Source organism: Streptomyces sp. NPDC026589 (assembly GCF_040638385.1).
GTDB lineage: Bacteria > Actinomycetota > Actinomycetes > Streptomycetales > Streptomycetaceae > Streptomyces.
Map to the genome: position 1 here is coordinate 150,400 of NZ_JBEZYG010000018.1, position 13,270 is coordinate 163,669.

The window sequence follows — 13,270 nt, forward strand, 5'->3', positions numbered from 1 at the left end:
AGGCCCTAAGATCGACGGTCAGGCACCGGAGGACGGGTCACCCGGTCGCCGTAGGACGGTCACAAGGGGGGTGCGCCATGGAGGCGCTGCGTCAGGACGATCCACGCCGCTTCGGCCGTTTCACCGCGCTGGCCCGCTTCCACGAAGGCGCGAGCGCCGTGCGGTACGTGGCGCGGGACACCGCCTCCGGCGAGGTGGCCCTCATCACCGCCGCGCGCCCGGAGCTGGCCGGCGTACCGGCGTACCGCCGCCGCTTCCAGGCCGAGGCGCGCACCGCCGAACGCCTCGCGGGCGGCTGGGTGGCCGCGCCCCTGGACACCGGCGAGGAGCCGGAGGCCCCGGAGGAGGGGCCGGCGGAAGGACCGGAACCCCTGTGGACGGCGGCGGGTTACGTCCCCGCGCTGCCGCTGGCGGAGGCGATCGGGATCGCCGGTCCGCTGGACGAGCGGGCCCTGCGGATACTGGGCGCGGGCATCGCCGAGATCCTCTCCCGGGTGCACGCCGCCGGGGCCGTGCTCCAGGGGCTGGCCCCCGGCACGGTCCTGCTGGCCGCCGACGGGCCCCGCCTCACCGCCTTCGGCCCGCTGGGCGCGGCGGCCTCGGCCCAGGCCGGGCCGGGCGGCCAGCTCTCGGTGCGGCTGGGCTATCTGACGCCCGAGCAGATCGAGGGCGAGGAGGTCTCCGCCGCCTCCGACCTGTTCGTGCTGGGGCTGCTGCTGGCGTACGCGGCGACCGGGACGACCCCGTTCACCGAGGGGCCGGCCGAGGAGGCCGCCCGCCGGATCGCCGGGGACGAGCCCGAACTCGACGCCGTACCGGAGGCGTTGCGCGAGCTGATCAGCAACTGCCTGGCGAAGGACCCGGCCGAGCGGCCCACCGCCGGCACGGTAGCCGCCGAGCTGGCCCTGGAGGGCGCGGCGGGCCTCGCCCGGGGCGGCTGGCTCCCCGAAGGGCTCGCGGCGGCGGTCGCGGACCAGGAGGCGCGGGTCCTGGCCCTGGAGGTGCCGGAGGAGGGCCCGGAGCACGGGCCGGAGGGGACTGCCGGGGCTGCCGGGCCGGAGAAGGGCGCTCAGCCGGAGGGGGGACCGGGACCGGGACCGGAGGACGCCCATACGGCCCCGGAACCGGAGGACGCCCGGCCGCTGCCCGCACCGGCGGTGGACGCGCCCGCGTCGCAGGCGTCCGCCGCGCCCGTGTCCGCGGGCGGCGGGGGCGTCGGGGAGGACATCGGGAAGGACCGGGGTACCACCCGCTTCCTCAACACCGGGCCGAGGCCGCCGCAGAGCGACCGCCCGACGACCCAGCTCTCGCTCCCCCACGAGCTCACCGCACCCCCTGGGGCCGCCCCCCTCCCGGCGCCCCACCCGCTGCCGCCCGCCCTCCCCACCGGATCCGCCCTGCCCGCCGCCCAGCAGCGGCCGGGCCACCCGCACGGCGGGCCCGCCCCGTATCCCGCGGCGGCGCTCCCGGCCGGGCCCGCCGGGCCCCGTGGCGCGGGCGGGGGCCCGATGGTGTCGTTGCCGCTGCCTCCCGCGCCGGCCCCGGCGCCCGACCCCGCCGCGAGCCGCCGGACCCTGCTGACCATCGCGGCGGCGGCCGTCGGCGGGCTGATCGTGGGCGGCGGTTCGGTCGCCGCTCTCGGGTCCGGGGACACCGCGGTGGCGACGGACGACAAGCCCGCCCCGAAGCCCCGCCGCACGCTCCCCGGGCAGCCCCCCGAGCCGCGCTGGATCTACGCGCACCCGGCCTCCGAGGCGCCCCCGCTCACCACCGCCGTATGGCGGGACAAGCTCCTCGTGATGACCAGCGAGAGCCAGGCGAGCGCCGTGGACCTGCGCACCGGCAAGCGGCTGTGGCAGCGCGCGGACGCGGCGAAGGGGCAAGCCGCGCTGGCGGCGGGCGCCGATCTGGTCTTCGTGGCGAGCCCGACGGAGTTCCTGTGGCTGTCCCCGAAGAACGGCAAGGTCGCGCACCGTGAGCGCTATACGGAAGCCTTCGGCGACCTGCCGGGCCTCGCCGTCGGGCGGCTGGCCGGGAGTTCCGGGCCGGTCATCTGGTTCACCGGTTCGCACACGGTCACCGTGAAGGCCCCGAAGCCGAAGAAGGGCAAGAAGAAGGGCAAGGACAAGGAGGTCGTCCGGGCCTACTTCTTCGCGTACGACATCGTGCGGCGCAAGGAGCTGTGGCGGACTCCCGTGCCCGCGGGCCGCGCCCCGGGCACCCCCGCCTACCGGGTGGTCGTGGAACGCTCCGCCGACGTCCTCGTACGGCAGGACGCGGTCAGCCTGACGGCGGCCGAGGTCAGGGCGGCCAAGAGGAAGGGCGCCGTCCGCTCGTTCGACCAGAAGACCGGCAAGCTGCTGTGGACCAAGCAGTACGGCGCGGCCTCCCCCGAGGCCGCCACGGCGGGCGACGAGGACGGGTCGCTGTACACGGCGGTCGGCAGGGATCTCCAGGCCTTCGAGACGGACTCGACGAAGCCGCTGTGGCGCGTCGAGGGCAGCGACGGCTCGGTGTTCGGCACCCCGCTGGTCGCAGGGTCCCTCATCCACACCACCGAGCGCAGCCGACTGGTCGGCGCGGTGGAACGGGGGAGCGGCCGACTCGTGTGGCGGCGCTCCACGGAGGTGCCGGGCATCGGGAACGCCCCGTCGCTCACGCTCAGCGGCAGCGAGAAGACCCTGATCGCCGCCGACGCCGTCCAGGTCACGGCGTTCTCGGCGGCCGACGGCGAGCGGCTGTGGAAGTTCCAGGACATCGGGTCGGCCGATCCGAAGGGGGCGACGGTGAGGGCGTCGTACCGGGCGCTCGCCGCCGGGGAGACCGTCGTCGTCCAGCGGGACAGGGCCTTCTACGCCTTCCCGGTGGCCTGAGGCCCGGGCCGTCCGAGCCCTTTCACTCTCACCTCCGCCGTCCGGGGGGTCCCCGGGCGGCGCGCCGCCCGGTGCTTGCATCACCTGACACCACGTGACCGGATTATCGGATTCGCCCATTTATGGACGAGCCCGTAGCCGGGCTACGTCTCCGTCACGGAGGTGTTGTCGTGTCAGGCAGGCTCCTGCGCGTGGTCTGCACGACCGCGCTGGCCGCGGCGCTCACGGTCTCCCCCGCCACCGCCGCGCCGGCCGAGCCGGGCCCCGTACCGTCCGAGGAGGCCTCCGGAGCGGCCGGGCCGGACGCGCCGGAGGAATCCGACGCGCCCGACCAGGTGGAGGAATCGGACGCGTCCGGCCCGGCGGAGGAAGCCGACGAGTCCGAGGCGGCGGAGGTCGACGCCGGAACCGACGCGGCGGCCCCCGACGCCGAGACGGACGCGGCGGACCCCGACGCCGACACCGAAGCGGCGGAGGTCGACGCCGAGACGGCTCTCGGCGCGCCCGAGGCGCCCAGGAGCGTCGCCGCCCTGCTGCGCGACCTTCGGACCCGCTACCAGGCGGTGGAGGAGGCGAGCGAGACCTACAACGCCACCGAGGAGAAGCTCAAGCGGCGGACCGCGCAGGTGAAGAAGGTGACCGCGGACCTGGCGAAGGCGCGGGCCGCGCTGGAGCGCAGCCGCGGGGACGCCGGGCGGCTGGCCCGGGAGCAGTACCAGGGGCGCACCGAGTTCTCCGCCTACCTCCGGCTGCTGCTGTCCCGTGATCCCCTGCGGGCCCTGGACCAGACCCATGTCGTGGGGCGGCTGGCCGCGAACCGCGCGGCGACGGTGGACCGGCTGACCGACGCCGCCCGGCGGGCCGACGAGCTGGCCGCCGCCTCCCGCGAGGCGCTGGGCCGGCAGAAGAAGCTGGCCGACCGGCAGAAGAGGCAGCGCGACACCGTGCGCGGGAAGCTGAAGGAGGTCGAGGGGCTGCTGGCCACGCTCTCCGAGGAGCAGATGACCCAGCTCGCCGCTCTCGAACAGCGGGGCGTGGACGAGGCGCAGCGCGACCTGGTGGCCTCCGGGGCGCTCAGCTCCACCCGGCGGCCCACCCGGCAGGGCGGCGACGCCGTCGCGTACGCGGTCCGGCAGATCGGCAAGCCGTACGTGTGGGGGGCCGAGGGCCCCGATTCCTTCGACTGCTCCGGACTCACGTCCCAGGCCTGGTCGGCGGCGGGGCGGACGATCCCGCGCACCTCGCAGGAACAGTGGAAGCGGCTGCCGAAGGTGCCTGTCTCCGCGCTCCGCCCGGGCGACCTGGTGATCTACTTCCCGAAGGCGACCCACGTGGCGCTGTACATCGGCAACGGTCTGGTGGTGCAGGCACCCCGCCCCGGCACCAAGGTCAAGGTCTCGCCGCTCGCGTCGAACCCGCTGCTGGGCGCGGTCCGGCCCGACCCCGGGGGCGCCCCGCTGTCCACGTACACGCCCCCGGAGCTGCCCGAGGGCGCTCGCGACGGCGCGGACACCGGGTACGGCACGGACGCGGCGCCGGACGCCCCGTAGGCCGTACGGACAGACCTCGGCGGCCGGACCGGCGGTGCGGGTCCGGCCGCCGAGGGCGTTCGCGGCTCAGGCTCCGGTGAGCGAGGCCAGGTAGGCGTTGGTCTTCTCCGGCTCGTAGAAGAAGTTCTCGAAGTCCGCCGGGTTGTCGAACCCGTTGGCGAAGCGGTCCGCGGCGGGCTGGAGCTCGCCGGCGGCGCCGATCAGGTTCAGCACGTGCTCCGGCGGGACGCCGAGCATCGCGTTGGTCCACTTCGTGACGTGCTGCGCGGTCTCCCAGTAACGGTCGAACGTGGACTGCATCCACGCCGCGTCGAACTCCTTCTCCCCGTGCTCGACGATCGAGTCCAGGTACGCGTTCGCGCACTTGGAGGCCGAGTTGGAGCCCTGACCGGTGACCGGGTCGTTGGCCACGACGACATCCGCGACGCCGAGGACCAGGCCGCCGCCGGGCAGCCGCCCGATCGGCTTGCGGACCGTGGGGGCGTAGCGGCCGGCGAGGGTGCCGTTGGCGTCGGTCAGCTCGACCTTGGTGGCGCGGGCGTACTCCCACGGCGTGTACTTCTCCATGAGCTCCAGCGTCTTCGCCAGGTGCTCGGAGGGGTCCTTGACGCCCTGGAAGGCGTCGAGCGGCCCGCCCGGGATGCCCTCCCAGAAGAGGATGTCGGCGCGGCCGGAGGTGGTGAGCGTCGGCATGACGAACAGCTCGCCGACGCCCGGGACCAGGTTGCAGCGGACCGCGTCGAACTCCGGGTGCTCGGGGCGCGGGCCCATGCCGTGGACGTAGGCGACGGCCAGCGCGCGCTGCGGGGCGTCGAACGGCGAACGGGCGGCGTCCCGGCCGAACATGGAGACCAGCTCGCCCTTGCCCGCCGAGACCATGACCAGGTCGTAGGTGCGGGAGAAGTAGTCCAGGTCGGAGACGGCGGCCCCGTGGATGACGAGCTGGCCGCCGCGCTGGGCGAAGGTCTCCATCCAGCCGGCCATCTTCACGCGCTGGTCGACGGACTGGGCGAAGCCGTCCAGCTTGCCGACCCAGTCGATGGCGCGCGAGGAGTCGGGGGCGGCGACGGAGACGCCGAGGCCCTCGATCTTCGGGGCCTGGGACTCCCAGAAGTTCAGCTGGTAGTCCCGCTCGTGCTGGAGCGCGGTGTGGAACATGCACTGTGTCGACATGACCCGGCCGGTGCGGATCTCGTCGGCGGTGCGGTTGGACATCAGGGTGACTTCGTAGCCTCTGGACTGCAGCCCCAGGGCCAGCTGGAGCCCGGACTGGCCGGCTCCGACTATGAGTATCTTCCGCATCGCGGCTCTCCGTTGTCTCTGATTCGAGGAGGTCTGGAGGAGGTCCGAGTGACCGCCCTCAGACGGGGGTGGCGTCGAGAGCGTGGCCCACCAGGGCCAGCAGCGACTCGACGACCGTGATCCTGTTACGAGCGTCCATGATCACTATCGGGACCTGCGGGGGTACGGTCAGGGCCTCCCTGACGTCCTCCGCCTCGTAACCGGGCGTCCCCTCGAAGTGGTTGACGGCCACGATGTACGGCAGCCCGCAGCTCTCGAAGTAGTCGAGCGCCGGGAAGCAGTCCTCCAGCCGCCGGGTGTCGGCGAGGACGACCGCGCCGATCGCCCCGCGCACCAGGTCGTCCCACATGAACCAGAAGCGCTGCTGGCCTGGGGTGCCGAAGACGTACAGGACGAGGTCGTCCTCCAGCGTGAGCCGGCCGAAGTCCATGGCCACGGTGGTGGTGGTCTTCTCGGGCGTCGAGGAGAGGTCGTCGGTCTCCTCGCTGGCCTGGGTCATCAGCGCTTCGGTCTGGAGCGGCGTGATCTCGGAGACCGAGCCGACGAACGTCGTCTTGCCGACGCCGAACCCGCCCGCCACCACGATCTTGGTGGCGGTGGGCGCGCGGGTGTGGTCGAGCTGCCAGGCCTGGAGGGACTCCTCGGCCTGTTCCCGGGGCCCCGGCTGGCGCGGGGCGAAGAGCGGCGCCTCAGAGACGGCGGAGTCCATTGAGCACCCTTTCGAGCAGTGCGCGGTCGGGCTGACCGGCGCCGTGGCCGGTTCCGTACACGCGGATCTTTCCCTGGTCGGCCAAGTCGCTGAGCAGCACCCGGACGACTCCGAGCGGCATCTTCAACAGGGCCGAGATCTCCGCGACCGTACGCATGCGGCGGCAGAGTTCGACGATGGCCCGGAGCTCCGGCATCACGCGCGAGGCGAGGTTGCCGTTGGTGAGCTCGCGGCGCTCGTCGGGTGCTTCGAGGGCCGCGACGAACGTCTCGACCAGCAGGACGTGCCCGAACCGGGTGCGACCGCCGGTGAGGGAGTACGGGCGGACCCGGGCGGGGCGTTTGTCCGCACCGCGGACGGGGAGCCGGGGGGCGGGTTCTGCGGCGGCGGTGGTCACAGGGCACTCTCCATCGATGTGCGCAGCTCGCTGCGGAGTTCGGGGGTGAGTACGTGTCCGGCCCGGCCGACGAAGAGGGCCATGTGGTAGGCGACGACGCTCATGTCGCAGTCCGGGGCGGCGTGGACGCCGAGGAGGGAGCCGTCGCTGATCGACATGACGAAGACGCTGCCCTCGTCCATGGCGACCATCGTCTGTTTGACGCCGCCGCCGTCCATCAGCTTCGCGGCTCCGACGGTCAGCGAACCGATGCCGGAGACGATCGTGGCCAGGTCGGCGCTGGAGCCCCTGGGTCCGTCCGACGTCCCGGCGGCCGGTCCGGCCGCCTTCGCGGTCAGATGGCCGGGGTCGGAGGAGAGCAGCATCAGGCCGTCGGACGAGACGACGGTGACCGAGTGGACCCCTGGCACCTCCTCCACGAGATTGCTCAGCAACCAGTGAAGGTTCCGGGCTTCGGTACTCAGCCCGAATGTGCTGGGCGCAGTCAACTGCGTGCCTCCTCGACTGTGTCCCCCGTCTCTTCGTTCCGGCCGTCCGCCCGGCCGCCGGTCTCGGCGGTCCGTGCGGTCCTTGCGCCAGGTGAGTCCTGTGCGGCGCCTGTGGTGTGTGCGGTGGTGGTCTCGTGCCCCGTACGCCCGGTGGGTACGCCCCCGGGGCCGGTGACGGTGATGCCGCCGGTCTCGGCGATCTCCGCCTCGACGTCGCGCCGGCCTTCGTCGGCCGCCTGCTGGAAGCTGCCCAGCCGGCGGCGCAGGGCGTCCCGGTCGAGGCTGCCCGTCCGCCCGGGGGCGGGGGTCGCGTCGGGCCGGACCACCTTGGGCGTGCGCTTCGGCAGCCCCTTGTCGGTGATCCGTGCCGCCTCGGGGCGGCGGGGGCCGGGGACGGTGTCGGCGGGGGCCGGGGCCGGGGCCGCTTCGGCGTGCGGGGCGGGGCGGACCGCGGGCCCGTCCGGGTCCTGGTCCACCGGGCCGGTCTCGGCCGGGCGCTCGTGGCGGTCGGGGCCGATCGCGTACGGGTCGGCGGCGCCCGGCACGGCCGGGGTACCCCCTCCCGCCGGGATGCCCGGAGCCGTGGGGGCCACCGGGTCGGCAGGGGGCGGGGGAGGCTTCGGGAGCCGGACCTGCAAGGTGATCTCGGAGTCCGGGTCGGCTCCGGACCCGTCTTCGGTCCCGAAGCCGGGTCCGGTGCCGGTACCGACTCCGGCTTCGGGACCGGTGCCGGGCTCCGCGGCCGACTGCCGCGCGTCCTCGTCCTCGTCCTGCTCCTGCTCCTGCTCCTGCTCCTGCTCCTGCGGCGGTACGGCGGTGGCTTCCGGGTCCTCGTCGGGTCCCGTGCCCTCGGTCGCCGCGTTCTCGCGGATCGTCCGCTCGGCGGCGGCGATCAGCGGGTCGACGGCGGGCAGGGACTCGGTGACCGCCTCGGGGGCGCTCTCCGCTTCCGGGTCCGACGCCGCCTCGGGCTCCGGAGTCGGTGCCGTTGCCTGCTCCGGCCCCGGCTCCGCACCGGCGGGCGTACCGGGCGTGGATGCCGAGGACGGCAGCGGTGAACGGCTGGGCAGGGCGTTGGAGTTCGCCTCCGCCACCGAGCCCGGGAGGTTGAGCGTGGGCGCGTCACCGGAAAGCTGCACGGCGGGCGGCGAGGAGGCGGGCAGGGAGTTGGGCAGCACGGCGCTCGGCAGCACGACGACGGCCGTCACACCACTCCCCTTCTGCTCACGCAGCTGGACCCGCACTCCGTGCCGGGCGGCCAGCAACGACGTGACCTGAAGGCCGAGTCCGGCCCCGGTCATGTCGATGTGCTTTTCCCCCGGCTCGAACGAGGCCGGGTCGGCCAGCCTGGCATTGAGTTCGCCCATCCGGACCGTCGACATGCCGATGCCCGCGTCCGACACGGAGAGCATCACCTCGCCGCTCTCCAGCAGCCAGCCGGACAGCTCGACCTGGGAGTCGGGCGGCGAGAAGGAGGTCGCGTTCTCCAGGAGTTCGGCGAGGAGGTGGCTGAGGTCGTCGGCGGCGAACCCCGCGATCTGGGCGTGCGGCGGCAGGGACTGGATGGTGACCCGCTCGTACCGCTCGATCTCACTGACGGCCGCGCGCGCCACGTCGACCAGCGGGATCGGCCCGGCGTGGCCGTGGCCGTGCTCGGCGCCGGCGAGGACGAGCATGTTCTCGCTGTGGCGGCGCATGACCGTGGCCATGTGGTCCAGCTTGAACAGGGTGGCCAGGCGCTCCGGGTCCTGCTCGCGCTCCTCCAGGCCCTCGATGACGCCGAGCTGCCGCTCGACCAGTCCGAGGGTGCGCAGCGAGAGGTTGACGAAGGTGTGGTTGACCGTGTTCCTCAGCTGTTCCAGCTGGGTGGCCAGCTCGGTGGCCTGCTTCTGGAGTTCGGCCCGCTGGGTGACCAGGGTCTCGCGGCCGGCGATCAGCTTGGACCGTTCGCCGGTGAGGCTCTCGACGCGTCCGCCGAGGTCCTGGTGGAGGGTGGTGAGCCTGCCGTGCAGGGAGTTCATCGACCGGACGACCCGGGCGAACTCGTCGTTGCGGCCGGTGTAGCGGACCGGTTCGGCGCCCTCGGGGTCCTCGGCGAGGCGCGCGGCGCCGATGCGCAGGACGGCGAGCGGCTGGGTGAGGGTGCGGGCGACGGCGGTGGAGACGCCGACGGCGAGCAGGAAGCAGCCGCCGAGCAGGGCGATGCTCAGTTCGAGGGCGGTGACGTCGTCGTCGCGAAGGCCCTCCAGGTGCTGGACCTGGCCGGTGGTCAGGGCCGACTCGACGCTGCGCATCCGGTCGACGCGGGCGGAGAGCGCGGCCTCCAGCTTCTTGGGGCTGATCCTGCGCTCCGCCTCCGACAGCTCGGGGCGGTCGGTGAGGCGGGTGAGGTACTTCTCCGCGTTGTTGACCTCGGATCCGGTGACGGTGGCGGAGAGCTTGTCGCGGGCCTCCGGGTCCGCCGCCTGGTCGAAGTCGGCCAGCGCGGCCAGCTCCCGGACGCGGGCCTGCTGGGCCGCGGCGCTCAGCTCGTCGCGTTCGCGGCCGGCCCGGGTGTCGCCCTCGTCCTGGGTCGCCACGGGGAGCCCGGTGAAGGGGTCCGGCTGCGTGGTCGGCTCGGGGCTCGGCACGGCGAGCGCGGCGAGGAGGAGGCCGCGGGTGGCGGAGGCCTGTTCGGACGCGCTGCCGAGGGTCCCCGGGGCCCGGGTGGCGTCGGCGGCACGCGGCGGGGTCTTCTCCGCCAGTTCGGCGGCGATGCCGTGCAGCTTGGCGATGACGTCGGAGTACGCCTGGTGCGCCTCCAGAGCCGACCCCTTGCCGGTCAGCGCTTCACGGCGCAGCGAGGGAACCGTCGAGAGGTCGCGGCGCAGGGCCGCGGATGCCGCGTCGTGGATCTCGTCGATCTGCTGGTCGACGCGGGTGGTGCGGGCGGTGCGGTTCTTCGCGCCGTCGTCATCCTTCTCGTCGCGGCCGTCGGCGATGTACGCGGTGATGGCGTCGCGCTCGTCGGCGAGGGAGTGCCCGAGGGTGACCGCCTGCTGGTTCAGCTCGGCGAGGGTGACCAGCCGCTGGGACTCGGTCAGATCGGCGGAGGCCCCGAGCACGGCAGGGGCGCCCGCCGCTATGACGATGACGCCGACGACCGCGACTCCGACGACCAGTCGGCTGCGCACCCGCACGGTCCGCTTCTCCACGCCGGGTGCCGGAGGCGTCGCCCCGGAACCGTCGCGCGTCGTGCCCTTGCTCCGCGGCCGCTTCTTCTGCACCGGTGCTCGCAATCTTGACTCGTCCACCCTTGAAGCAGAGGTGACGCACGGTCACATGGAAGGTCGCCCCGCTCCTGGTACGGCTTCTGACCATTCCAGCGCTTTTGAGAGGGGGGCGCGCATCAACCGCTCCGCCACTCGAAGGAGTGAACATCACTCTTGAGTTGGCGAACAAGTCTCCCCTGGTGCGCCCCTGACCATGCGTGGACCGCGGGGTGGAACTTCCGCTCCGCCTTTGGCAGGATGCCCGCCCGCATCGGTCCGGAGCCGCCCCTTCCGCCTCGCGCGCCCGCGTTGACCTGCTGCTACAGGCCATTTCCGGTCGCGTGACGAGGAGGTGAAGGGCTCGTGCAGACTGGCGGCATGCGCATCGAACTCGCCACCGCGCCCGGAAGCCCCGAACGCCCCAACGAGGACTGGGCCTCCGGGGCCCTCCCCGCCTCCGGCCAGGGCGGTGTGCTGGTCGTGCTCGACGGCGTCACCCCGCCGCCGGGGGACGACGGCTGTGTGCACTCGGTGCCGTGGTTCACCGCACGGCTCGGCGGCGCGCTGGTGGAACTGTCCGGTTCCCGCCCCGATCTGACCCTGCCCGAGGTCCTGGCCGAGGCCATCTCCCGTACAGCCGACACGCATCGAGCCACCTGTGACCTTTCTCACGTACGTACGCCTCAGGCGACCGTGGTGCTGGCCCGCTGGGACGAACGCGTGATCGACCACCTGGTGCTCTCCGACTCGGCCCTGCTGCTGGAGTCCCCCGACGGCGCGGTCCGGGCCGTCCTCGACGACCGGCTGGACCGGCTGCCGCCGGGTTCGCTCGCCTCGAACGAGATCGCCGATGCCACGGTGCGCAACAAGGAGGGCGGCTTCTTCACCGCGGCCGCCGATCCCTCGGTGGCGGCGCGCGCGGTGACGGGCAGCACCCCGGCGGCCGGCGTCCGGGCCCTCGCCGCGCTCACGGACGGCGCGACCCGGTGGACGGAGGTGTTCGGCGAGGGCGACTGGACGGACGCGCTGGGGCTGCTGCGGAAGGCCGGGCCACAGGGCCTGATCGACCGGGTGCGGGAGCTGGAGGACGCCGATGTGGCGGCCGGGCGCGTACGGCTGCGGCACGGCAAGACGCACGACGACGCCACCGCACTCCTGGTGGAGCTGGGCTGAGCACGACCGGCGGCGGGCGGCTCAGCTCTCGGCGCGGGCGTTCAGCTGGTGCAGGAGCCGGGCCAGCTCGGCGACCTCGGCCCGGTCCCAGTCGGCCAGTTTGCGCACGTAGCGCCCCCGGCGGGCGTCCCGGACGCTGCGGAAGCGGGCCAGGCCGTCGCCGGTGAGACGGACGAGCCAGGCCCGCCCGTCGGCGGGGTCGGGTTCGCGGGCCACCAGCCCGAGGTTCTCCAGGGAGTGCAGCTGGCGGCTCATGGTGGCCTTGCCGACGCCGAAGTAGGCGGCCAGTTCGGTGGCCCGCTGCCGGCCCGCCGCCTCCAGACGGACGAGCAGGCCGTAGGCGGCGGGCTCCAGTTCGGGGTGGACCTCCTGGGCCATATCGCCCGAGGTGGCGCGCGCCCGGCGCAGGAACACGGCCAACTCCCGCTCCAGTGCCAGAAATTCGTGGTCGACACCACTTCCGTCCGTCGCGCCCGGCTCCGGCTCGCTGTCATTCCCGCGCACGTCAGCACCCCTCGTACGGTTTCCTGCCGATGAAAGTTTCTTCCGCGACCGGTCGACGCCGCGGTTCGGCCAGTATTTCGCAGGAGCGGACCAACGGCGGCGGCCTGGACCTCTTCCGCACCCCGGGTCACATCAACAGGGCTTCTCGCAGCCCGATCCCCTTCTATACACTCCATGTATACGCACTGTGTATAGTCCTCGGCGTACCGCACACCTGTGCGGGATTTCCCGCACAGAGGAGTGATGCGTCGTGCCCAGAAAGATGCCGTTGTCCAAGATGGGGTTGACCGCGGCGCTGGTGACGGCGCTCACACTGACTCTGGGCGGCTGCTCCATGGACACCACGGCGCCGGGCTCGGCACGTGGCGAGGCGGCCTCCGACGCCAAGGGCTCGTTCGGGCCGGTGGACTGCCGCAAGGCCAAGTGCATCGCCCTGACCTTCGACGCGGGTCCGGGCAAGGACACGCCGAAGCTGCTGGACATCCTCAAGGAGAAGAAGGTGCACGCCACCTTCTTCCTGCTGGGCAAGCACCACGTCATCAAGTACCCCGCCGTGGTGCAGCGCATCGAGGACGAGGGCCATGAGGTCGCCAACCACACCTGGACGCACAAGGTGCTGACCGACCAGAAGCCGGACGAGATACGCGCCGAGCTGGAGAAGACGCAGCGGGCCATCGAGAAGATCACCGGCAAGAAGCCCCGGCTGATGCGCCCGCCGCAGGGCCGCACCGACGACACGGTCTCGGACATCAGCAAGGACCTGGGGCTCTCCCAGGTGCTGTGGAGCGCCACCGCCAAGGACTACTCCACGAACGACTCCGCGCTGATCAAGAAGCGGATCCTGGACCAGGCGAGCAAGGACGGCATCATCCTGCTGCACGACATCTACAAGGGCACCGTCCCCGCCGTGCCCGGGATCATCGACGCGCTCCAGAAGGACGGCTACACCTTCGTGACCGTCCCCGAGCTGATGGCCCCGGCCGTGCCGGAGCCGGGCACGATCTACCGCCCCTGACCGGCCCG

10 protein-coding genes are annotated in these 13,270 nt (G+C 73.2%); 4 read left to right on the plus strand and 6 right to left on the minus strand.

Annotated elements, in window-relative coordinates; genetic code table 11:
• The first annotated feature begins 77 nt into the window (after positions 1 to 77).
• Positions 78 to 2,873 (plus strand): PQQ-binding-like beta-propeller repeat protein, encoded by a 2,796-nt coding sequence (locus AB0F29_RS28410; RefSeq protein ID WP_361877595.1) that lies wholly within the window; start codon positions 78 to 80, stop codon positions 2,871 to 2,873.
• A gap of 170 nt (positions 2,874 to 3,043) precedes the next feature.
• A complete protein-coding gene (locus tag AB0F29_RS28415) occupies positions 3,044 to 4,423 on the plus strand; it encodes an NlpC/P60 family protein (RefSeq protein ID WP_361877597.1) in 1,380 nt (459 codons plus the stop codon).
• Between the two features lie 66 nt (positions 4,424 to 4,489).
• Here the strand turns inward: AB0F29_RS28415 and AB0F29_RS28420 are convergent, their stop codons facing one another.
• From AB0F29_RS28420 to AB0F29_RS28440, 5 genes are read right to left on the minus strand one after another with little or no spacing between them, the layout of a single operon-like run.
• On the minus strand, positions 4,490 to 5,725 hold the full coding sequence (locus AB0F29_RS28420) for a styrene monooxygenase/indole monooxygenase family protein (protein WP_361877600.1): 1,236 nt from the start codon (positions 5,723 to 5,725) through the stop codon (positions 4,490 to 4,492).
• 58 nt (positions 5,726 to 5,783) lie between these two features.
• Positions 5,784 to 6,434: an ATP/GTP-binding protein gene (locus AB0F29_RS28425; protein WP_361877603.1), complete on the minus strand. Its 651-nt coding sequence runs from the start codon at positions 6,432 to 6,434 to the stop codon at positions 5,784 to 5,786.
• Positions 6,415 to 6,831 carry a DUF742 domain-containing protein gene (locus AB0F29_RS28430; RefSeq protein ID WP_003966308.1) on the minus strand — a complete coding sequence of 139 codons (417 nt, stop codon included), beginning with the start codon at positions 6,829 to 6,831 and terminating at the stop codon, positions 6,415 to 6,417. Before AB0F29_RS28430 ends, AB0F29_RS28425 begins: the two co-directional genes overlap by 20 nt.
• Positions 6,828 to 7,319, minus strand: a complete 492-nt coding sequence (locus AB0F29_RS28435) for a roadblock/LC7 domain-containing protein (RefSeq protein ID WP_026290733.1) — start codon at positions 7,317 to 7,319, stop codon at positions 6,828 to 6,830. The genes AB0F29_RS28430 and AB0F29_RS28435 overlap by 4 nt, the downstream gene beginning before the upstream one ends.
• Positions 7,316 to 10,585 carry a nitrate- and nitrite sensing domain-containing protein gene (locus AB0F29_RS28440; RefSeq protein WP_361877653.1) on the minus strand — a complete coding sequence of 1,090 codons (3,270 nt, stop codon included), beginning with the start codon at positions 10,583 to 10,585 and terminating at the stop codon, positions 7,316 to 7,318. The genes AB0F29_RS28435 and AB0F29_RS28440 overlap by 4 nt, the downstream gene beginning before the upstream one ends.
• 363 nt (positions 10,586 to 10,948) lie before the next feature.
• Here AB0F29_RS28440 and AB0F29_RS28445 point away from each other — a divergent pair, with 363 nt between their 5' ends.
• The gene (locus AB0F29_RS28445; RefSeq protein WP_361877607.1) at positions 10,949 to 11,743 is read left to right on the plus strand and encodes a hypothetical protein; all 795 of its coding nucleotides are present in this window, start codon (positions 10,949 to 10,951) and stop codon (positions 11,741 to 11,743) included.
• A gap of 21 nt (positions 11,744 to 11,764) precedes the next feature.
• Here the strand turns inward: AB0F29_RS28445 and AB0F29_RS28450 are convergent, their stop codons facing one another.
• Positions 11,765 to 12,247 carry a MarR family transcriptional regulator gene (locus AB0F29_RS28450; protein WP_361877610.1) on the minus strand — a complete coding sequence of 161 codons (483 nt, stop codon included), beginning with the start codon at positions 12,245 to 12,247 and terminating at the stop codon, positions 11,765 to 11,767.
• 262 nt (positions 12,248 to 12,509) lie between these two features.
• On the opposite strand from AB0F29_RS28450, the gene AB0F29_RS28455 reads away from it, so the two are divergent.
• Entirely contained in the window at positions 12,510 to 13,262 is a 753-nt protein-coding gene (locus AB0F29_RS28455) for a polysaccharide deacetylase family protein (RefSeq protein ID WP_361877656.1), read from the plus strand.
• Positions 13,263 to 13,270: the final 8 nt, after the last annotated feature.